Source organism: Tautonia sp. JC769 (assembly GCF_040717455.1).
Lineage (GTDB): Bacteria > Planctomycetota > Planctomycetia > Isosphaerales > Isosphaeraceae > Tautonia.
In genome coordinates this window covers 20,730-42,077 of sequence record NZ_JBFEFH010000008.1, presented here as the reverse complement: position 1 = coordinate 42,077, position 21,348 = coordinate 20,730, and the positions used below count along the sequence as shown (strand labels likewise).

At 70.1% G+C, this 21,348-nt stretch carries 15 protein-coding genes and 1 pseudogene; 6 read left to right on the top strand and 10 right to left on the bottom strand.

Going from position 1 to position 21,348, the window contains the following annotated elements; all coding sequences use genetic code 11:
• The first annotated feature begins 89 nt into the window (after positions 1 to 89).
• Positions 90 to 1,613 carry a hypothetical protein gene (locus AB1L88_RS10415; RefSeq protein WP_367096590.1) on the top strand — a complete coding sequence of 508 codons (1,524 nt, stop codon included), beginning with the start codon at positions 90 to 92 and terminating at the stop codon, positions 1,611 to 1,613.
• A gap of 247 nt (positions 1,614 to 1,860) precedes the next feature.
• Here AB1L88_RS10415 and AB1L88_RS10410 read toward each other — a convergent pair.
• From AB1L88_RS10410 to AB1L88_RS10375, 8 genes and pseudogenes are all read right to left on the bottom strand, one after another.
• Positions 1,861 to 2,229, bottom strand: a pseudogene (locus AB1L88_RS10410) (GxxExxY protein).
• A gap of 87 nt (positions 2,230 to 2,316) precedes the next feature.
• Positions 2,317 to 3,063: an amino acid ABC transporter ATP-binding protein gene (locus AB1L88_RS10405; RefSeq protein WP_367096589.1), complete on the bottom strand. Its 747-nt coding sequence runs from the start codon at positions 3,061 to 3,063 to the stop codon at positions 2,317 to 2,319.
• Positions 3,060 to 4,679, bottom strand: a complete 1,620-nt coding sequence (locus AB1L88_RS10400; RefSeq protein WP_367096588.1) for an ABC transporter substrate-binding protein/permease — start codon at positions 4,677 to 4,679, stop codon at positions 3,060 to 3,062. The genes AB1L88_RS10405 and AB1L88_RS10400 overlap by 4 nt, the downstream gene beginning before the upstream one ends.
• A gap of 216 nt (positions 4,680 to 4,895) precedes the next feature.
• On the bottom strand, positions 4,896 to 8,420 hold the full coding sequence (locus tag AB1L88_RS10395; RefSeq protein WP_367096587.1) for a PQQ-dependent sugar dehydrogenase: 3,525 nt from the start codon (positions 8,418 to 8,420) through the stop codon (positions 4,896 to 4,898).
• Between the two features lie 632 nt (positions 8,421 to 9,052).
• Positions 9,053 to 10,072, bottom strand: coding sequence for a sugar phosphate isomerase/epimerase (locus AB1L88_RS10390; protein WP_367096586.1), 1,020 nt, complete (start codon positions 10,070 to 10,072; stop codon positions 9,053 to 9,055).
• 221 nt (positions 10,073 to 10,293) lie between these two features.
• A complete protein-coding gene (locus AB1L88_RS10385; protein WP_367096585.1) occupies positions 10,294 to 12,402 on the bottom strand; it encodes a vWA domain-containing protein in 2,109 nt (702 codons plus the stop codon).
• Positions 12,403 to 12,626: 224 nt separating this feature from the next.
• Positions 12,627 to 13,334 (bottom strand): bacillithiol biosynthesis deacetylase BshB1, encoded by a 708-nt coding sequence (gene bshB1, locus AB1L88_RS10380; RefSeq protein WP_367096584.1) that lies wholly within the window; start codon positions 13,332 to 13,334, stop codon positions 12,627 to 12,629.
• A 79-nt stretch (positions 13,335 to 13,413) separates the two neighbouring features.
• Positions 13,414 to 14,976: an NAD(P)/FAD-dependent oxidoreductase gene (locus tag AB1L88_RS10375; RefSeq protein ID WP_367096583.1), complete on the bottom strand. Its 1,563-nt coding sequence runs from the start codon at positions 14,974 to 14,976 to the stop codon at positions 13,414 to 13,416.
• A gap of 254 nt (positions 14,977 to 15,230) precedes the next feature.
• Here AB1L88_RS10375 and AB1L88_RS10370 point away from each other — a divergent pair, with 254 nt between their 5' ends.
• The 5 genes from AB1L88_RS10370 to AB1L88_RS10350 all read left to right on the top strand — a co-directional run bounded on the left by AB1L88_RS10370 (position 15,231) and on the right by AB1L88_RS10350 (position 19,718).
• A complete protein-coding gene (locus AB1L88_RS10370) occupies positions 15,231 to 15,539 on the top strand; it encodes a Rieske 2Fe-2S domain-containing protein (protein WP_367096582.1) in 309 nt (102 codons plus the stop codon).
• 94 nt (positions 15,540 to 15,633) lie between these two features.
• The gene (locus tag AB1L88_RS10365) at positions 15,634 to 16,605 is read left to right on the top strand and encodes a GNAT family N-acetyltransferase (protein WP_367096581.1); all 972 of its coding nucleotides are present in this window, start codon (positions 15,634 to 15,636) and stop codon (positions 16,603 to 16,605) included.
• Between the two features lie 107 nt (positions 16,606 to 16,712).
• Positions 16,713 to 17,045: a hypothetical protein gene (locus AB1L88_RS10360; protein ID WP_367096580.1), complete on the top strand. Its 333-nt coding sequence runs from the start codon at positions 16,713 to 16,715 to the stop codon at positions 17,043 to 17,045.
• Between the two features lie 267 nt (positions 17,046 to 17,312).
• Positions 17,313 to 19,178, top strand: coding sequence for a hypothetical protein (locus AB1L88_RS10355; RefSeq protein ID WP_367096579.1), 1,866 nt, complete (start codon positions 17,313 to 17,315; stop codon positions 19,176 to 19,178).
• A gap of 3 nt (positions 19,179 to 19,181) precedes the next feature.
• Positions 19,182 to 19,718 carry a hypothetical protein gene (locus tag AB1L88_RS10350; RefSeq protein ID WP_367096578.1) on the top strand — a complete coding sequence of 179 codons (537 nt, stop codon included), beginning with the start codon at positions 19,182 to 19,184 and terminating at the stop codon, positions 19,716 to 19,718.
• A gap of 56 nt (positions 19,719 to 19,774) precedes the next feature.
• Here the strand turns inward: AB1L88_RS10350 and AB1L88_RS10345 are convergent, their stop codons facing one another.
• Positions 19,775 to 20,737 carry a cation transporter gene (locus AB1L88_RS10345; RefSeq protein WP_367096577.1) on the bottom strand — a complete coding sequence of 321 codons (963 nt, stop codon included), beginning with the start codon at positions 20,735 to 20,737 and terminating at the stop codon, positions 19,775 to 19,777.
• Positions 20,734 to 21,222, bottom strand: a complete 489-nt coding sequence (locus tag AB1L88_RS10340) for a transporter substrate-binding domain-containing protein (protein ID WP_367096576.1) — start codon at positions 21,220 to 21,222, stop codon at positions 20,734 to 20,736. Before AB1L88_RS10340 ends, AB1L88_RS10345 begins: the two co-directional genes overlap by 4 nt.
• Between the last annotated feature and the right edge of the window lie 126 nt (positions 21,223 to 21,348).

Genomic DNA, 21,348 nt, shown 5'->3' with positions numbered 1-21,348 from the left:
GGGTTCCCTTTCCAGACGGCCCGGCACGGACCGGCACGACCGCGCCCCGCCGGGCCGACCCGCGGCACCTGATCGAGACGAGGCCCGCCATGAAGACACCGACCCCACCGAACCGATCCCGCCGGACGTTCCTCCAGTCGGCCTCGGCCGTCGGCCTGGGGGCCGGGCTCGGCCCCTGGGCGACGCTCGGCGCCATCACCCCCGCCCGGGCCGCCGAGATGTCCCTCGAACCCGAGGCCGTCCGCTTCCGGCCCGAGATCGAGCCGGTCGTCCGCTGGATCGAGGAGACCCCGCGCGAGCAGGCCCTCGACAAGGCCGTCGAGCAGCTCGACGCCGGCCTCTCCTACCGCGACCTGCTGGCCGGCCTCTTCCTGGCCGGCATCCGGAACATCAAGCCCCGGCCCGTCGGCTTCAAGTTCCACGCGGTCATGGTCATGAACTCGGCCCACCTCCTCGGCCAGACGGCCCCGGTCGAGGACCGCCTCCTGCCCATGTTCTGGGCCCTCGACAACTTCAAGTCCTCCCAGGCCCAGGACGTCCAGGAAGGGGACTGGACCCTCTCGAAGGTCGACGACGCCCGCCTGCCCGGCCCCTCCCGGGCCGTCGCCGACTTGCAATCGGCCTTCGACGCCTGGGATGCCGACGCCGCCGACACCGCTACCGCCGCCGTCGCCCGCTACGCCGGGGCCGCCGAGGCGATGGAACCCTTCTGGCACTGCGCCGTCCGCGACTGGCGGAACATCGGCCACAAGCCGATCTTCGCCATGCAGTGCTGGCGGACCCTCCAGGCGATCGGCTGGGAGCACGCCGAGCCGGTCCTCCGCTCCCTCTCCTACGGGATCCTCGACACCCAGGGCGGCTCCGCCTCGGCCGAGGGGCCATATGAGGCGAACCTGGAACTGGCCCGCTCGATCCGGGCCGACTGGGCCCTCGGCCGCCGCGACGCCGGCGCGACCGAGACCCTGCTCGACGCCATCCGCTCCGGCTCCCCCGAGGAGGCCGGCGCCGAGGCCGCCCGCCTGCTCAACGACGGCATCGCCCCCGAATCCCTCTGGGACGCCGTCGCCCTTTCCGGCAGCGAGCTGCTCGTCCGCGAGCCGGGGATCATCCCCCTGCACGCCGTCACCGCGGCCAATGCCCTGCACTACATCTCCCGCGCCTCGGCCGACCCGACCACCCGCGTCCTCGCCCTCTTGCAAGGTGCCGGCTGGGTCCCCTTGTTCCGCAGGCGGATGAACCTCGACGCCTCCCCCGTCCTCACCTCGATGGATCCGATCGCCCCCGAAGGCAGTGGCGAGGAGGCGATCGCCCAGATCTTCGAGGCCATCAGCGACGACCACCGCCGCGCCGCGGCCCTGATCCTCGGCTACTTCGACCAGGGCGGTTCCCCCGACGCCCTCTTCGCCGCCACCCGCCACTCCATCTTCCGCAAGGGGCGCGACAGCCACGACTACAAGTACGGCGCCGCCGCCTGGGAGGAGCACCAGCTCGCCTCCGACCCCCGCTGGCAGCCCGCCCTCGCCGCCGCGATTGTCGGCAAGATCCCCGGCTCCGCCACCCGCGACAGCCCCCTCATGCGCCGCGCCCAGGAGGCCGTCGCCCGGCTGGGATGATCGCCTGAGAACCACCCTCTCCCTCGCCTGGATCGGGGGAGAGGGGAGGTTTCAGCCACGGATGAAACACGGATGGGACACGGATAAGGGAGAGGGAACGAGAAGGAGAGGGGAGGGAAGGGCAGGAGAGGGAGTGCAGACGGTAGCTCAAGGCAGAGCAGAACAACGCAGGGCAGGGCAGGGAGAGTGGTTCAATCGAAAGATCGAGGCGAACCTGTTATCAAGAGCAACCAGGATGTCGTAGCGTTCAATACACCAGCCGACGGAACTCGACCTTGGCCCGCCCCAAGTTGATCAGCAACCCGACCTTGATCCCCGTCGCTTTCAGCTCATTCAGCAATTGCGGTTCATCGTCGGTGTTGTACGTCTTCGCCACCTTCTACTCCACCACCACCCGATCCTCCACCAACAAATCCGCCTGATAATCTCCCACCACCACCCCCTTGTACATCACCTTGATCTTCGCCTCCAGTTCCGCCCTCACCCCCCTTTTCACCAACTCCATCTGCAACGCCTTCTGATACACCTTTTCCAAAAATCCATACCCCAACACCCGATGCACCTCAAACGCCGCCCCAATCACCTGCTCCGTAATCCCCTTCTCCTCCAATCCCATCGTTCTTCCCATCTCTTATCCGACCACTTATCCCTCTCCCATCCGTGTTCCATCCGTGTTTCATCCGTGGCGAAGATCTCCCCCGAATCACGCCGCCACCGTCTCCGTGAGGAATCGACGAGTCGCCTCCTGGCTCGGGTTCTCCAGCACCTCCTCCGGCGTCCCCGACTCCACCACGACCCCCTGGTCGAACACGTGCACCACGTCGGCCACCCGCCTCGCGAAGCTCATCGCGTGCGTCACCACGATCATCGTCTGGCCCTCCCTGGCCAGGTCGGTCATCACGGCCAGGACCTCTCCGGTCATCCTCGGATCGAGCGCACTGGTCGGCTCGTCGAAAAGGATCGCGCGCGGCTCCATCGCCAAGGCCCGGGCGATCGCCACCCGCTGCTGCTGGCCCCCCGAGAGCTGCGTCGGCCTCGCGAGGATCCGATCGGCCAGTCCCACGCGGTCGAGCAGCGCCACCGCCCGCCGCTCGGCCTCCTCGCGATCGACCCCCAAAACGTGGATCGGCCCCTCGGTCACGTTCTGCAAGACCGTCCGATGCGGGAACAGGTTGAAGCTCTGGAAGACCATCCCCACCCGCGTCCGGATCTGGCGCAGGACCGCCTCCCGACGGCGATCGGCCAGCGACGCATCGAGCGGCAGGCCATCCACCACGACCGCCCCCCCCTGGAACCGCTCCAGGCCGTTCAGGCAGCGCAAGAAGGTGCTCTTGCCGCTGCCCGACGGGCCGACCACCACCGCGACCTCGCCTCGGCCGACCCTCAGGTCGATCCCGCGGAGCACCTCGAGTGCCCCGTGCCGCTTGACCAATCCAGACACCTCGATCATTCGGGGGCCCCCCTCTTCGTCGCTCGGGACGTGTCGCCTCCTCGGAGACGCTGCTCGGACCATCGGGACAACCACGACAACGGCAGGCTCATCGCCAGGTACAGCAAGGCGCACACGAATGCAAATTCGAGCACCCCTCCCGTGCTATTGGCGAGGATCTGGTACTGCTTGCTCAGCTCGATGATCGTGATCACCGAGCAGACCGAACTGTCTTTGAACAACGCGATGAAGTCGTTCGTGACCGGCGGGATGACGATCCGGACCGCCTGCGGCACCACCACCCGCCGCAAGGCCATCCACCTCGGCATCCCCAGGGCCAGGGCCGCCTCCATCTGCCCGCCCGGAATCGCCTGCAACCCCGCGCGGTAGATCTCCGCCTCATAGGCCGAATAATTGATCGCCAGGCCCAGGATTCCCGCGACATACGGCGGCAAATTGGCCAGGTAGAACAAGACGAACAATTGCAGCATCAAGGGCGTGCCGCGGATCAATTCCACATACATCGTGAACGGGACCCGCACGACCGCCGGTCCGTACAGGCGTCCGATCGCCAGGACCAGCCCGACGAGGATCGCGATCGGCATCGACACGACCGACAGAAAAACCGTCGTCCCGGCCGCCCGCAGCAGGTGATCCCTGTACTTCCAGACCAGCCGCCAGCCGCGTTCCGACTCGCGACTCAGGCCGGCGATCTCGGCGGCAAGTGCCTCGGCGTCCAGCCCGGCCAGCCGCTCCTGGGCGTCCGTCCAGATGTCATATTTCCGGTAGATGCGCTCAAGCGTGCCATCCTCGATCAGCCCGGCGATCCCCCGATCGAGCGCCTCGGCCAGCCGATCCTCGTCCTTTCGCACGTAGATGACATAATATCCCAACCCTTCCGGGGGGCCGACGTTCTCCAGTTCGGGGAACTGGGGCTGATAGAACCGCGCGGCGGGCAAGTCCTGGAGCGTCGCGTCGAGCTGCCCGCTGAGCACCTGGATCATGGCGTCGGTCGCGCCGGTGTAGGCACGGATCTCGACCGTCCCGTCGTGCTCCTCCTCGGCGAATCGCTCGGCCGACGAACCGCCGAGCACGCCGACCCGCCACCGCCCGCCGCCGGGCTTTGGCTGCCTCAGGTCGTCCCATGATCGGATCGACGACCCCTTGCGCACCATCACCTGCAATTGGAAGAGGTAATACGGCCGGGTCGCCCGGTGGCCCCGCACGCGGGCCGGGGTCAGCTCGTAGCCGTTGACCACCGTGTCGACGTTGCCGGCCGACAGCACGTTGAGCAGTTGGTCCCACTGCCCCTGGGCCAGTTCGGCCTCGGCCCCCAGCCGATCGGCCAGGGCATCCATCAACTCGACCTCGAACCCGACCAGCCGGCCGGGGTCATCCGGGTCGAGGTAGGCGAAGGGGCCGCCCCCTTCCATGTCGCTCCCATACGTCAGCCGGCCGGACCTCACAACCTCATCGAACGCATCCCGGCCCTGGGCCGAATTCGCCGCGACCGTCGCCGCCAACAGAGCAAGCCACACACCCACACAACGCAGTCGAAGCTTCGAGCAGACGCGAGCACCGCCGAGCACCCGAGCGACCAGCACCGAGTCGGATGACTCGGAGGGGGGTTGTTCCATCAAGAAACCTCCTTCCGGTGAAACCCTGACGGATCCGAGAGGCTCTCAATCGTGACTCCTTCGATCCCCCATCGCAAGAGGCATTTCGATCGGATCGTTCCCGGGTCGGCGCCACGCCCCGCAACGACCATCGGCCAGGGCCTTACGAAGGGCCCTGGCCGATGCACATGTGTCACGATCACGAGGCCCCCCGGGGTGGCCGGGGGGGCCGGCCGATCAGGCCAGGCCGTCCCCCTCGCGGCCGAACCAGAGCCATCGTTTCGAGAGCAGGCGGGTCCGACGACTCACATCCTCGAAGGCCAGGTCCAGGACCTCGTCGGACGACTGCAGCAGGAACGCCTGCCTCGATTCCGGGCGGAAGGTCGCCAGGCGAGTGACCCGACCCCCGTCGTAATCGCCCGGCGCGGGCACGTCGCCGGGCTCGCCGAACGGCCGGGCGATCACCCCACCCCCGCTGAGGGACACGAACCAATGAGACGCGCCCGACTCCAGGTCGCTCTCGGGGCGGAAGACGGCCAGGTCGGTCGTCCCGTCGCCGTCGTAGTCCCCCGGCACCGCCAGGTCGCCCGCCGCCCCGAACGGCCGGGCGATCACCCCTCCCCCCGAGAGGCTGGCGAACCAGTGGGCCGCGCCGGGCAGGAGGTCGCTCTCGGGGCGGAAGACGGCCAGGTCGGTCGTCCCGTCACCGTCGTAGTCGCCAGGCACCGCCACGTCACCCGCCGCCCCGAACGGCCGGGCGATCACCCCGCCCCCCGAGAGGCTGGCGAACCAGTGCGCCGCCCCGGGCAGCAGATCGCTCTCGGGGCGGAAGACGGCCAGGTCGGTCGTCCCGTCGCCGTCGTAATCGCCGGGCACCGCCAGGTCGCCCGCCGCGCCGAACGGCCGGGCGATCACGCCGCCACCGCTGAGGACCGCGAACCAGTGGGCAGCCCCCGGCAGGAGGTCGCTCTCGGGGCGGAAGACGGCCAGGTCGGTCGTCCCGTCGCCGTCGTAATCCCCAGGGATCGCCAGGTCGCCCGGGGCGCCGAAGCGCCGAGTGATCGTCTCGCCATTGGCATGGGTGATGATCCAGGTCGCCGTCTCCGGGTCGTAGGCGACGCGGTCCGCGAGGCCATCGCCGTCGAAGTCGAAGAACTCGGGGTCCTTCGGCGGGGTCGGCTCCTCGGGCTCGGGCTCGGGCTCCTCGGGGAGCGGGTCCTCGGGGTCCGGGTCCTCGGGGAGGGGATCGCCGGGACTGGGCAGGAGGGGATCGAAGGGGAGCTCGACCCCGGCCGGGACGTTGAGCTGCCGGCTGGGCACGATCGATCGGGGGATCGAATCGCTGATCCAGTGCAAGGCGACCGGGCCGAGGGCCTCCGGATCGCGCGCCTCCAGGCGGAAGGTGACCGGATCGCCGACGGTCAGGTAGACGGGGATGGTGCCGAACTCGGCGGGGGACTGGTTGTCCCACTGATCGATCAGCAGGTCATCCCCCACCCAGAGCCGGATCCCCCCGGAGGTGGTCACGTAAAAGGAGGTCAGCTCGTCGAACTGGGGCAGCACGGTCCCTTCCCAGCGGGCCGCCACCGGGGTGCGGCCTTCGGGCCAGGCGGGCAGTCGGGTGATCAGGTCCGCGGCGATGGCCGGCTCGACGCGACGGGCGAGCAGGGCCGAAAGCTCGTCGTCATCATAATAGGATGCCAGGATCCCCTGACCCTCGCCGATCGTGCCGCCATCGACGCCGTAGATCGCCGTCACGGCCAGGTCGCCGGAGGGGGTCGAGAGCGCCTCGCCCGGGGCCCGGCCGTCCGACCAGGAGTCGAAGACCCAGGAGACGCCGTCCCGCTCCAGGGTCTCGGGGACCCCGAGGTTCCGCCGGACGCCGGTGACGCCCTGGAACGACTGCGGGGCGGTCAGCGGCCGCCCGTCGAGCGTCATCCCGCCCCCGCCCGGGCTGGTTTGCAGGGTCACGTTGGCGGTGTTCGGGTGGACGTCTCGGAAGGTCTCGGTCACCAGGCCGTACTGGTCCTCGACCCTCAGATGGACGCGGAACCAGACGTTCGGGGAGGTTTCCCCGGTGGTCGGGATCTCCTCGGACCCGGACGTGATGCCGGCCGTCGGGGTCAGGAAGGGGTGGGAGTGCGTGTCGTGGTGGAAGTCGATCCACCACTGGAAACCCTCGGCCGGGATCGGCTCTCCCAGGCCATCCACGGCCGAGGCCTCGAAGGCGAGGGTGTCCCCGGCATTGTAGCGCGTGTCGAGGCCCGGCGCGACGAAGTCGATCGTCGGCCCCTCGAACGCCAGCACGCTCAGGTTCACCGCGTCGCTGCTGACCGAGCCGAAGGCGTTGGAGACGATCACCTGGAAGGAGGCCCCGTCGTCGTCGAGGGACAGGTTCTCGAGCGTGAGTGTCGGGAGCGTCGCTCCGTCCAGGGCCTCGCCGTCGCGGAGCCACTGGAACGCGTAGGGGGTCGATCCCGTCGGCGTGACCGAGAAGGTCGCCGATCCGCCGAGCGAGGCGACCTGCGACTCCGGCTGGATGACGATCGACGGCTCCTGCTCGCTGGCGAATTCGACCGCGTAGAGGGCACCCGATCGGGCCGAGAAATTCTCATCCCAGTAGGTGAGGACGTAAAACTCCCCCGCGTCGTTGATCTTCAGGTCGACGATCGAGGGAAGGTCCGTCGCGAAGGGCTCGGCCTCTCCCGTCTCGAGGTCGACGCGTCGGATGCCGTTGCAGTAGTCGGCCAGGAAGAAGCTCCCCTGCAGGTCGCCGGGGAAGGCGCCCGCGTCGGTGGGATACAATCCCCCGTTGATGACCGAGCAGCCTCCCAGAGGCCCCGATCGGCTGTAGGTGTAGATCGGGTCGACGAATCGCAGGTCGTTGGCGACCCCTTCGGCGGCCGGCCAGCCGTAATCGGCGCCGGCCGACCCGAGATTGACCTCCTCCCAGCTCGCCTCGCCGACGTCGAAGATGAGCAGGCCCCCCGCATCCTCATCGAAGTGCATCTTGAAGGGGTTGCGGAGCCCGGAGGCCCAGATGCTCCGGGCATCCCCCTCGAGCTGGTCGTAGAAGGGGTTGTCCTCGGGGATCGACCCGTCGGGATTGAGCCGCAGGACTTTCCCGAAGAGGCTGTCCAGATCCTGGGAGAGCTCGGATTGCGTGTGGTCGCCGATGGAGAGATACAGCTTCCCGTCCTCTCCCCAGGCCATCCCGCCGCCGAAGTGCATGATCGATTCGCCGTGGGGCGGCAGTTCCAGGAGCACCTGTTCCGAGCCGGCGACCCGGCCGTCGTCGCCGAGCTGGAAGCGGCTCAGGCGATTGAACGGCGCGTCGGCCTTGACTGTGTAGTAGACATAGAGATACGCGTTCGAATCAACACCCCCGTGATCGTGCTCATGACCGTCTCCGTCGTCGTGGGCGGCCGGGGGGGGGCCGATCAGGAAGCCGCCCAGGCCGCGCTCGCCGCCGCCGCCGACGGGGAGCGTGATGAGCGGGTCGGGCTGGAGCTGGCCGTCCTGGACGACCTGGATGCGGCCCGAATACTGTTCCGAGAGGTAGAACGTCCCCTCGGGCCCGAAGGCGAATCCGGTCGGGTTCGACAGCTCCGAGGCCACGTTCCGCAGGATGAACCCCTCGGGGAGGGTCGTGAGCAGGGTCCTCGGCTCCAGGGCCTCCAGCGCGACTCGTCTCGAAAGACGTCGACGCGGCCGAGGGCCCCCGGGCGTGGCCCGACGATCATAACGGTTCGTTCGGAACACGATCGCATCTCCCGATCTGGACCCGAATTCGCCTCGCCTCGCCTCGCGCCCCCCGGGCCTCGACCGGAGTCGCAGTGCCGAGGGCAGACCTCTGGGCATCTTGAATTCAACGGTCCGAGGATGACGGAGTTTCATGCCAGCCTTCGAAAGGGCCTTCCCGCGACGCGGGATCCGGGCCCACGGGGGCGACCCCGGGCCGACGCCGGCCGAACGGCGACGCCCCTTCGACGGCGGATCGATCGGATCGAGCGTCACGATTCGACCCGGCGCGGCCGACTCGTCCCCGGAACCCGTTCGGGAACACTCGCCCCAACGGGTGTTATCGGATCATCTTGCAAAATCGGCCAACTTTCACGAAAGAAACCCGCGGGGCAGGCCGGGTGATTGCGACCGGGGATCGGGCCTCGGGGGCCGATTGTCCGAGGTTTCGCCCCGGAAAGGCCCGACAGACGGGGTTCGGATCGGGCACGGCCGCCGATTCCGAGCGGGGAGATTCCGGAGCGAAGGGGAGCGCGGCGGGACGTGGGCGCGGGCCACCCGAGGCGGATCGAATCGAGGGGGATTCGGCCCCGGGTGGCGGGTCGATCGGGCGGTCGGACGGAGGGGGGGGAGGAGTGGGCCGATCGGGCGCCTCAGGCGTTGGCCTGGCCCTCGGCGAAGGCGGAGTCGAAGGCTCGGCCGGCGGCGGGGAACATCATGGTGCGTCGGATGAAGGCCGCGGCCTCCTCGGCGCCGTACTCGCGGTCCATGCCGGGGTCTTCCCACTCGACGGAGAGGGGGCCGTCGTAGCCGATGAGGTTCAGCTCCCGGGTGATCTCGGCGAAGTTGACCTGGCCGCGGCCGGGGGAGCGGAAGTCCCAGCCGCGCCGGGGGTCGCCGAAGTCGAGGTGGGAGCTGAGCAGGCCGGTCCGGCCGTCGAGGGTGGTGGCGACGTCCTTGACGTGGACGTGGTAGACCCGCTTGCGGATCTTCGGGCAGCGGAGGTACTGGACCGGGTCCATGCCTTGCCAGAGCAGGTGGCTGGGGTCGTAGTTGAAGCCGAACTCGGGGCGGCCGTCGACGGCGTCGATCGCCTTGTGGGCCGAGTACATGTCGAAGGCGATCTCGGTCGGGTGGACCTCCAGCCCGAACTGGATCCCCTCCTGCTTGAAGACGTCGAGGATCGGGTTCCAGACGTCGGCGAACTTCTGGTAGCCGGCGTCGATCATCGACGAGGGGGTGGGCGGGAAGGCGTAGAGCATGTGCCAGATGGACGAGCCGGTGAAGCCGTTGACGACCGTGATGCCGAGCTTCGCGGCGGCCCGGGCGGTGTTCTTCATCTCCTCGGCGGCGCGCTCGTTCACTCCCTTCGGGTCGCCGTCTCCCCAGACGTGGGGCGGGAGGATGGCCTTGTGCCGCTCGTCGATCGGGTCGAGCACGGCCTGGCCGACGAGGTGGTTCGAGATGGCCCAGCAGCGCAGGTTGTGGCGTTCGAGGAGGTCCTTGCGCTCCTTGCAGTAGCCCTCTTCCTTCAGGGCCCGGGTCACGTCGAAGTGCCCGCCCCAGCACGGCAGCTCGATGCCGTCGTAACCCCACTGGGCGACCTTCGGGGCCCAATGCTCCAGCGGTTGATCGGCCCACTGGCCGGTGAACAGCGTGATCGGACGGGCCATCGAGGCTTCCTCCCAGAGAGTCATCGGCTTGGACATAAAGGGTGCGTCCGGCCGGGGCCGGGCACCGAACCGGCCCGGCAGGTCGCGAGCGATCCGGGGCGGGTCAACCGACAAACCTAGAAGTTGCAGGGGTCGAAGTCAATGAGGACCCGCCGGGGGGATTGCATGAGTCAGGGCGATCGGCCGGCGGCCGGATCGGGAGCATTCGCCCGCCGGGCCGATCAGAAGTCGATCGCGTCGTAGGGGACCAGGGCCATCCCCGAGACGGTCCGGCCCGGGTCGTCCCAGTCGGGGGCCTGGCGGCGATCGAGGAGCCGGGCGATGGCCGAGGCGATGCGTCGCGAGACGGCCGAGCGGTACGGGGCGTCGGCCTGGAGGAGATCAGCTTGCGAGCGGTTGAGCAGGCTCTCGGCGGGGGCGGGGGGGAGCCCCTGACGTCGGGCCAGGTGCTCGGCGAAGGTGCGGTCGCCGCGATCAGACGCGAGGAAGGCGGCCTCGCCGCTGGCGGCGGCGGTGCCGATCCGGATCAGGTCGGTCAGGTCGTCGGCCCCGCCCTGGAGGGCCTGCTGGAACTGGCTCAGCTCGGCGATCAGGGCGTCCAGCTCGCGGCGGGTCATGAGCATCTCGACCGTCACGAGGGGTTGGCCGCCGATGGCCTCGGCGATCCAGCCGCGGCGGACCGAGGGGGCACGCCGGCCGTCCTGGCGGGGGTCGGGGCTGGGGTCGGGCCGGGGCAGGCCGCCGTGCAGGTCGACGAGGACCGGGGCGATCTGGTCGAGCCTCAGGCCACGCCGATCGACGTAGTCTTGCAAGCGTCCCTCGGCCTCGGCGTCGAGCAGGGCGGCCAGCTCCCGGGCGGCGAGCACGCGGTCGTCGAGGATCGCCCGCAGGGTCGGCTTCAGGGCCGAGGGGTCACTCAAGGTGGGACGGACGGGGGGAATCGGCCGCTCGAAATCGGCCGAGCGGTCGCGGGGGAGATAGGAGCCGGAGGCGAGGGCGTCCCACTGGCTTCGGTAGCGTTCCGGCTCGTCGCCGCGGAGGTCGTCGCGCTCGATCGAGACGGCGGCGATGGTGATGCGGTGCTGGCGGGCCCAGGTTGCCAGGGCGGCGGCGCGGTCGGCGTCGCGGTCGTGGTCGGGGGCGTCGCCGATCAGGACGAGGAGCTTGGTGGCCAGGTCCCCCTCGCGGCCGGTCGGCCAGACGAGGTAATCGCGGGAGCCGATCGGGGCCTCGGGAGGGGCGGGCAGGGCCGCGGCCACGCCGTCGAGGACGGCCTCGGCCACGGTGCCGTCCCCCCGGGCGGCGGCCTCGATCCGGTCGAGCGCCCCGCGGAAGACGGCGGGGGAGGCGAAGGGGGAGACGATCCGGACCTTATACCCGAAGGACGGGTGGTCGTCGCGGAAGGCGACGAGGGCGAGGCGGAGGGTCACGTCCTGCCGGGTCGCCTCGGCGACCAGCTCGGCGGCCAGCTCGCGGGCGGCGTCGATCGAGCCTTGCATCGAGGCGGTCGTGTCGATGACCAGGGCGAGGTTGATCTGCCGGAGCGACCGTTTCAGGAACTCGGGGGGCTCGCTCGGCGGCGGGGGGGGCGGGGCGCGATCGGCCACGAGGCTGGCGACCTCGAAGATCGTGCGGTCCGGGCCGTCGGCCTGGGGAATGGCGTCGCTGGAGAGGATGGGGAGGCCGAGCATCGGCTCCGAGGCGGATTGCTCGGGCGGGGGGTCGGTGGCCGCTTCCTCCCCCTCGATCGGGCAATCGCTTCCGTGGTCGGGGCAGGGGCGGCCGGCGAGGGCATCGAGCAGGCAGGAGCGCTCGCGGTAGATGACCAGGGGGGGCCGAGGGCCGGCCGGGGTCGGGCGGGCCATGAGCCGCGTGTCCCAGGCCAGGACGCCGGACTCGGGGACCCAGCCGAGCGGAGGACTTTCGGCCGGGCCGATCTGGAGGAAGCGTGCGGAGTCCGGACCGCTCGGGTCGGCAGGGTCGGCCCCGGCCTCGTCGAAGACGAAGTGGATGGAATAGTAGTCGAGGTCGTCGGCCGAGGTCGGGCTTTTCGGATCGGGCCGGAAGCGAGGGCGGAGGCCGAGTTCCCGGACGAGGACCTTGCGGCGGAGGCCGGCGTCGGTGCGGAGGATGCCGTCGTCGATCGGGGTGTCGGCTGGGGTCGTGGATGGGGGATCCTGGTTGGGCCGTACGGTGGTCCGACCGTCAAGGCCCGAGCGATCGCTCGATGAAGGCGGAGGCGATCCGCCGATCCAGGACGCCAGGCCGACCACGCCGCCGATCAGCATGACGAGCAGGTAGACGACGGGCATGCGGTAGAGCGGCGGCATCTGTTGATCCTTACGGCCCCGGACGGATCACTCCGGTTCCCGGTCAATCATCGCGGTTTGGTCGGTCGATCGCCCCCTCACCCGGCCTTCGGCCACCCTCTCCCCCGGAAGGGGGCGAGGGTTGAGATGACTCGGTCGAACTCTCCCTCCATGCGGGGTGAAGATGTTCATCCGAGTCGATTCCGAGGGGTGAGGGAGTCAGAGGCAATCGGTCGAGCACGAGATTAGAGCATGAATCCTCCCAGGCCGGACAGGCCGATCGGCTCTCGGCTGGCGAAGGGTTCGGCGTGGGAGACGCCGACGACGTGCCCCCAGAAGCGGGTGCGGTCGGCGACGGAGTCGATCACGCCGGGTCGGCCTTCCGGCTGGTTATCGACGAGTTGCGATCGGTAGCAGCGCAGGGCGGCGAGCTTCTCCTCGTGCTGGTCGCTGATGTCGAGGACGAAGCTCGGGCGCTCGACGATCTTCAGGTGGACACTGAAATAGTAGAGGATGCGGGCCGGATGGAAGGGGGTGCCGGGGATGTCCGACTTCGAGAGCTTGCTCCAGAAGCGGGCGTCCTCGATCAGGCGGGTGGCGGCGAGGTGGTCGGGGTGGGCGTCCTCCCAGAAGGGGGCGAAGAGCAATCGGGGCCGGACGCGGCGGAAGACGGCCGCCAGGGCGCGGCGGTGCTCGAGGGTCGGTTCGAGGTTCCGATTCGGAAGCCCGAGGTTCGACCGCCAGGGGTCGCCGAGGTGGCGGTTCGCCTCGGCGGTCTCGGCCAGCCGGGTCTCGACCGAGCCGAGGGGGGTCGGCTCGCCGCTGGTCAGGTCGAGGATGCCGACGGACCACCCCTGGCGGATCAGGCGGAGGATGGTGCCGCCCATGCCGAGTTCGGCGTCGTCGGGATGGGGGGCAATGACGAGCGCATCGAGCGATTGGGGATCGTCCACGAGAGTCTGAACGCCTCAATAAGCGGTGGGATGCGGAGCCGCATCGCGAGAAGTCGATGAGTGTCGCATCCGAACCGGTTTACCGGGAATTTGCAAGGGACAGCTCCCGGAGTTCGGCGACTTCCGGGGGCGGCGGGGCGGCCCGCATCGCCTCCCAGCTCCGGCCGGTGATGCGCTCGACGACCCGGATGCCGGAGAGGACGACGGCCATCGTCCCCTGGCCGGGGAAGACCGAGTCGCCGACGACCCAGAGCCCGGGCCCGAGCACGTCGGGGCCGACCGCCAGGAAATTGCTGTTGCCCCGGGAGACGGGGGGGCCGCCGACCGCCCCGGCCGTGCGCCTGGTGTAGCGGGAGAAGCTGCGGGGGGTGCCGAACTCGGCGTGGACGAGGGCATCGGGGGCATCGGGGAGGGCCTGGCCGAGGGCGGCGATCATGCGGGCGGCGTAGTCGGCCTTCTTCGCGGCATGGTCGTCGGCCGAGAGCCCGTGCCAGGCGTCGGGGCGGGTGTGGGTGGAGAGGGTGGCGACGCGGACGTCGGGAGGGCCGTAGCCGGGGTCGCCGGGGGGGGAGAGGGAGACGAGGACGTTGTTGCCGTCGTGGATCGGGGCGAGGTGGTCGCGGAGGACCTGGTAGAACAAGGGGCCGTCCTCGGGGACGGCGTCCTTGCGGATGGCCAGGTAGCCGGTGAAGGCGCTCCAGGCGGCCCGGCTGCGGGCCTCTCGGCGGGCGAGCATGCCGTTCAGGTCGCGGCCGAGGAGCCGGGCGGCCAGGTCGATCGGCAGGTTGAAGGCGACCTGGCGGGCCTTGAGGGTCTGCCGGCGGCGGGTGATGACCTCGAAATGGCCGAGGCCGTCGGGCCGGACCCGGTCGACGAGCGTGGCGCGTCGGAGGGAGCCGCCCATGGCCTCGAAGCGCTCGCCGATGCCCTCGGCGATGGCCTTCATGCCGCCGACGGGGCGGCTCATGCCCATCCGGTAGGCCTGGAGGCAGGCCGAGGCGTTGGCGAAGGGGACGGTCTCCGGCCCGGCCTGCGCGGTGTCCTGCAAGAGCATCGCCACGAGGGCGCGGAAGGGGCGATCGCGGTCGAGGCCGAGCAGGCGCATCACGTCGAGGACGCTGAGCGGCCAGGTGCTCGCCGCCAGCAGGCCGCGAGGGCCGAGGATGCGGAGGTCGTGCACGAGGTCGCCGAGCGACCGGGCCGGGAGCCTCGGCACGCGGCCGGCGCAGGCGAAGAGGGTCGAGCCGACGGCCTCCTGGAGCCTCCAGAAGCGGGTGCGGGCGCGGTCGAGTTTCGGGTCGGAGTCGGGGAATGCGGTTCGGACGTTCTGCTCGAAGCGGGAAGGGTCGGGGACGATGTCGAGCGTCCGGCCGGGCAGGCAGACCCGGTAGCTGGGCGTCCGGGCCCCGGCGGCGTCGAGGCCGAGGAGGCGCAGGAGGCCGCCGACCGGCTCGTCGGGCCCGAGGCCCATGAGCGCGGTGGCCCCGGCGTCGAAGGTGTAAGGGCCGCGGTCGAACCAGCCGGCGCAGCCGCCGAGCTTCGTGTGGGCCTCGAACAAACTGACCCGCAGGCCCTGCGCCCGGGCGAGCGCGGCGGTGGCCAGCCCCCCCCATCCCCCGCCGATGACGATGAGATCGTCCATTCCCCCTCCGATCGGAGATTCCACCGACGCCGGCCGACCGACCGACCGCCCCTCGAATTTCGGGCGATCTTTCCCCGGAGAGAGTGTAGGCAGGCGGCGAACCTTCGGAGATGATGGACCGGGAGATTGACAGGATCGGACCGCGGGCGGTCTATTCGGGGGCGAGCGATCCCGGGCGGGTGGGCGTCAGGTCGCCGCCCGGCCCGCCGAAGGGTCCGTCACGGTCGCCGAGCCGGTAGGGAGTCCTGAGTCCGATGCCCGAGTTTGTCACCCTGGCCCGTCGCGAGGATCTGCCGCCGGGATCGTCGAAGGAAGTCGAGCACGAGGGGACGATCGTCGCGCTGTTCAACCTCGACGGGGAGATCGTCGCGGTCGACGGCATCTGCCCGCACCAGGGGGGTCCGCTGGCCGAGGGGGTCTGCCGGGGAGGGGTCGTGACCTGCCCCTGGCACGGGTGGCAGTTCGACCTCAGGGACGGACGCAGCACGACCTTCAGCTCGATCCGGATCCCGGTCTACGACGTGCGTATTGAGGGGGAGGAGATTCAGGTCGCCCTGGGCTGAGCCGAGCCGAGCTGGACTGAGCCGGCCTGAGTCGAAGCCAAGGTGCTCGTGTGTTCCTCGAATTCTCGTGATCGATAGCCGCCGGGATTGTCTCGTGACCACCTTTCGCGCCGCCCGCAATGACGACATCCCGGCCCTGGTCCGGCTCTGGAACGAGGGGACGCCCGCGTACGGCGTGGCCCGGCCGTTGAAGCCCAGGGAATTGACCGAAGCCTGCCTGAATCGCCTCGGCTTCGCGCTCGGGGACCTGATCGTCGCGCGGGACGACGGCGAGGGGCGGCTGGTCGGGTTCGCCCACGGGGGCTTCGGCCCGGCCGAGGCGGACGGGGCGTCGCACCGGCTCGACCGGTCGATGGGGACGGTCGCCATGCTCGCGGTCGACCCGGAGGCGGACGAGGCGGTTGGCCCCTCGCTGATCGAGCGGGCGGTGGCCAGGCTCCGGGACGGAGGGGCCCGGGTGATTTACGCGGGGGGGCAGTATCCGCTCAACCCGTTCTACTGGGGGATCTACGGGGGGAGCGAATTCGCCGGGATCCTCAAGGGGCACGAGGGGTTTCACCGGGCGGCGCGGGCCTCGGGCTTCGAGGAGGTGTCCCGGTCGGTCTTGCTGGAGCGGGATCTCTCGGGGACGAAGGCCGAGCCGGGGTTCGACCCCAAGTCGGTCCTCCTGCGGCGGCGGTTCCAGCTGACGATCGAGGAGGACGCGGCGTTCGGGCCGTGGTGGGACGCGCTGGCGCTCGGGGCGACGTATGCCATCCGATTCCGGCTGGAGGACTCGGCGGGCCGGGCGGCGGCGACGGCGACGACCTGGGACATGGCCGGGTTCGAACGGCTCGACGGTCGGCTCCGCGCGGGATTGATCGACGTGGGGGTGGCGAGCGAATCGCGGCGCCAGGGGCTGGGGAAATACTTGATTCGCGAGGTGATCCGCTACCATATCCAGAGGGGGATCCACGCGATCGCCGTCCAGACCCGGGCGGCCAACGCGGCGGCCCTCGGCCTCTACCAGTCGCTCGGGTTCGAGCCGGTCGACGAGGCGACCCTCTATCGGCTCGATCGCCCCTGAACCGGGCGACCGCCCGAGACCCTCCGCCGGCCCGCGCCCGACTCGGCACTGCTCGTCCATCACGCCGCGAACACACACCACGCACCAGAAGAAGGAAGTCAACGACCATGGCACGACGCCCTGCCCGAGGTCGGACCCTCCGCGACCTCCGCGCCGAGGTCGAGGCGGTCGAGGCCCGCGATCGAGAGGCCGCCGCCCGAGCCCCCGCGGCCACCCCCATGCGGCCGAGGCCCGAGGAATCGAGCCGCCGCAAGCCCTTGACTCAGCCCCGAATGCGGGTCGTCTGGGCGGTCTGCGACATCGGCGGCCGGCCGGTCGCCACCTTCCCGTACGCACAGAAGGCCGCCGCCGAGGCGCACGCGGCGCAGCTCAAGGCGAAGAAGAAGGCGGAGTTCTTCCTGCGGTCGATCAAGGAGCCGATCGACCCGACGGACGACTGATCGACGCTGTCCCGGAGAAGGGGCGGGATCGCGCGCAGAGACGCGGGGGATCGGGGGACGGGCCATCCCTCTCCCGATCTCTCCCCTGCGACTTCGCGTCCCTGCGCGCGATCTTGCTCCCGGTGCCGGAGCTTGTCGGGATCCGAGGTCGGTGCGTATGCTTGGGACTATGCGCCGCCGTGCGCACCGACTCCGCCCGCGGCCGGCCTCCCCGCCGGCGTTCTCGCCGATCGCTGCCCGCCTAAGTCTTCCGGAGGAGCGTAAGCTGTGACGCATCACCCGATTGCCCGATTGGCCCCGGCTCCGATCGCCCTGGCGTTGGGCCTGGCGACGTTGATGGCCTTCTCGTTTCGACCGACCACCGGCGACGAGACGGGCACCGACCAGGCCGAACCCCACCGCTCCCCGATCGCCCTGGCACTGTCGGCCGACGGCTCCCGCCTCCTGACCGCGAATCAGACGGCCGACTCGGTGTCGCTGGTGGACACGGGATCGGGCGAGGTGCTGGCCGAGATCCCGACCGGAGAGAAGCCGGCGGGCGTGGCCTTCGCCCCCGACGGCCGACGGGGGGCCGTGACGCACTGGTACGGCTACGACCTGGCCGTGCTCCGGGTGGGGGACGACGCGCTGGAGGTGACCGGCCGGATCGAGGTCGGCCCCGAGCCCCGGGGGGTGGTGATCGCCGAGGACGGCAATACGGCGTATGTGACGGTCGGCGTGGCGAATGAGGTCGTTCGGGTGGACCTCGATCGCCTGGAGGTCACCGGGCGGGTGGCCGTGGGCCGGGAGCCGAGGGGCCTGGCCCTCAGCCCCGACGGCGAGCGATTGCTCGTCGGCAACACGCGGTCGGGCGACCTGACCCTGATCCGGACGGCGGATCTGAACGTCGAGCGGACCTATCCGGTCCGGGGGTCGAACCTCCGACAGGTGGCGATCGACCCCTCGGGGGAATTCGGCTACGTCGCCAACATGGAGAACCGGGGGATGGCGACGACCGACCGGAACATCGACCTCGGCTGGGTGCTCGGCCAGCGCCTGACGCGGGTGCCGCTCGACGGCTCGCCCGAGGACTACGCCACGCAGTCGCTCGACCCGCAGGGGGACGCCGTCGGCGACGTGCACGGCCTGGCCGTCAGCGGCGACGGGAAGTACATCGCGATTTCGGCGGGGGGATCGCACGAGGTCATTTTGCTCCGGACCGACCTGCAACGGCTCCCGTGGCGCACGGGGGGCTCGCGCGACCTGATCCACTTCTCGCTGCTCGGCGGCGACGGCCGCTTCCGCCGCGTCGCCACCGGGGGCCGGCCGACCGAGCTGGCCTTCGCCCCCGACGGCAAGACCCTGTACGCGGCCAACTACCTGGGCGATTCGGTGCAGGTGATCGACGCCGAGGCGGGCGAGCTGGTCCGGACGATCGACCTGGGAGGGCCCGAGGAGCTGTCGGTCGTCCGCCGGGGGGAGATCATCTTCCACGACGCCGTGCGGTCGCACAACCAGTGGTATAGCTGCAACACCTGCCACAGCGACGGCCACCACAACGGCGAGCGCTTCGACACCATGAACGACGGCTGGCACGACTTCTCGAACCTCCGCTCCGCCCGCAGCCAGAAGGACGTGCCGACCCTCCGGGGCGCGTATCAGACCGGGCCCTGGACCTGGCACGGCTGGCAGGGGAGCTTCGAGGAGGCCATGGTCGAGTCGTTCACCAAGAGCATGCAGGGGGAGGCGCCGACCGACGACGAGGTGCAGGCCCTCATCAGCTATCTCAAGACGCTCGAACACCCCCGCAACCCGTACGTCGGCCCCAACGGCGAGATCTCCGAGGCGGCCGAGCGCGGCCGGGAGGTCTTCCGATCGCCGAAGGCCGCGTGCAACACCTGCCATTCCGGCCCGAACTTCACCGACGGCGAGATCCACATCGTCGGCCTCGAAGAAGAGCGGGACGTGCACAAGGGGTACAACCCGCCGTCGCTCCGAGGGACCTACGACAACGACCCGTACCTGCACGACGGCCGCGCCCGGACCCTCCGCGACGCCCTGACCGGCGACCACGCGCCGGACTTCGTCACCGGCCTCGGCGAGCTGACCGAGCAGGAGACGTCGGACCTGATCGAGTACCTGAAGACGCTCTGATCGATGATGGTCGTGCTCATCGTCCCGTTCCTGGCCCTGGCCTCCGTCGGGCTTTTGCTCAGCCTCGTCGCCCACGGCTGCGCCTGGCTGGGGGTGCCCCAGCCGCTCGGGATGGCGACCTGGGGCCTGCACCTCGGCATCTTCGTGGTCTGGCTGCCCGCCTTGCTCGCCTCGGGGCAGATGACCCGGGGGGCCAAACGGGAGGATGCCTGGCGCGTCGCCCTGCGGGGATGCCCGGCCTGGATGCGGTGGATGACCTCGGCCTTCTTCGTCTACGCCTTCTTCAACTTCTTGCTCTTCTTCGCAGCAATGGCACCGGCCGGGGAGCAAGCCGCGGAAGGAGACATGCCCCCGGCAGTGTTCCGGGGGTTTTCAGGCCACTGGATGGCCTTCTATTCGGCGGCGCTGGCGATGCTGTATTCCTCGTGGATCATCTCATCGCGAGGCGAGCCCGGGGGTCTTGTGAAGAAGCCGGATGGGGTCTTGCAGGAGGGCGTCACGAAGAATCCCATGATGTGGGATCGTGATCTGGATGCGTGATCGGGGCGATGGGGGACCGACTCCTGACCGGCCCGGGATGCGTCGCCCCGTTGCGATCAGGACGAGCCCGCCTCGTCGGTCGCCCCCTCCTCCAACTGGATGACCACCTCGTGCAGCCGCCAGTCGAGGCGGAGCAGCCGGTCGCGGGCCTCGGCGACCCGGGGCATGAGGTCGCGGTGATGGACCGGCGCGACGAAGGCCTCGCCGAGGAAGACGTGGCCGGCCTCGCGGAGCCGGACGCGGGCGTCGCGGACCCAGTCGAGCTTCTTCAGCTCGGTGGCGATCCGGGCGGGCAGGGCCTCGACGGCGGCATCGTCGACCCGGTGCGGGACGCGGTCCATCAGGTCGAAGACGCAGGCGCGGAGGTTCTTCCCGCCGTCGAGGAGGATGTTGAAGGAGATCAGCAAGGCGGCGAGCGAGTCGGCCCACCAGAACCCCAGGGCGATGCCCAGGATGCCGAGGATGGCGGTCAGGCCGGTCTTCCAGTCGGCCCGGTTCATTTCGGCGTCGGCATAGAGCACCTTGTCGTGCAATCGGCGAGACGGCTCGGCCTTCGCCCGGCCGAGGAAGACGGCAGGCACGACGCTCCAGACCAGGATCGGCAGGAACAACCAGCCCCGCCAGATGACCCGGCCGAAGACCTCGATCGAGCCGATGGTGGGCCGGTGCACCTGGATCAGCGACAGGCCCGAGTCGAGGAACAGGAAGGCCCCGAGCGCGACCAGCCCCACCGACGCCACCAGGAAGGCGATCGAGACGACCCGGTGGAAGCCGTAGGGGAACTGGACGCTCGGCGACCGCTCGCGGAAGGGCTGGGCGACCAGGAAGGCGATCGGGGCCGTCAGGCTGAGGCCGACCTCGACCAGCTCCGCCTTGATGATCTGCGTCCCGTCGTAGACCAGGCCGAACAGGACCAGGACGCTGAGGAGGTAGGCGATCGTGATCGCTTCGAGCCGGACGGCCCGTCGCAAGAATCCGCGCCGGTCCGAGGGGAACTCGAAATCGGCGAGCGGTTTCATGGGCCGTCCTCCCGGCTCGCGCCGCGTCGGGCGATCCAGCGGTCGAGGTGGAGGAGCCAGCCGTTTTCTCCCGGAGCAATGGCCAGGATGACCGGCTGGTCGCCGTCGCGGTCGTGCGGCCTCGACATGCCGATCGTCCCGCGCCAGGCCGTGTCCTCGGTGATCCCGCCGACGACCAGGTCCAGTTCGTGACGCTCCAGCCGGTGCATCAAGGCCGTCTCGCCGCCGACGGTCCACTCGACCCGGGCCCCCAGCTCGTCGGCCAGGCGACGAACGAGTGCGACCTCCGTGCCCTCCGGCTCGCCTCCGCCCCGCACGTCGACCCAGGGGGGATGATGCACGGCCCCAACCCGCATGGTGCCGTCCCGCGCCCGCTTCAGCGTCCCTTTCGGGTCGAGCGGGAGGCCGCAGCCGGTGGCGAGCAGGACGGCCAGAGGCGGAATCAGCCAGACGCGGAGCCGGCTCGCATCGGGTGGGAGGGTCATTAGCAACGGTCCTCTCGGTTCCGAGCGGGACTGGCCCGATCAGGGGCCGTCGGACTCGTCGCAAAGGCCATTCCCACGGGCGGGCATCGCCCATCACGAACGCGGCCCGGCCTTCTTCCTCAATGG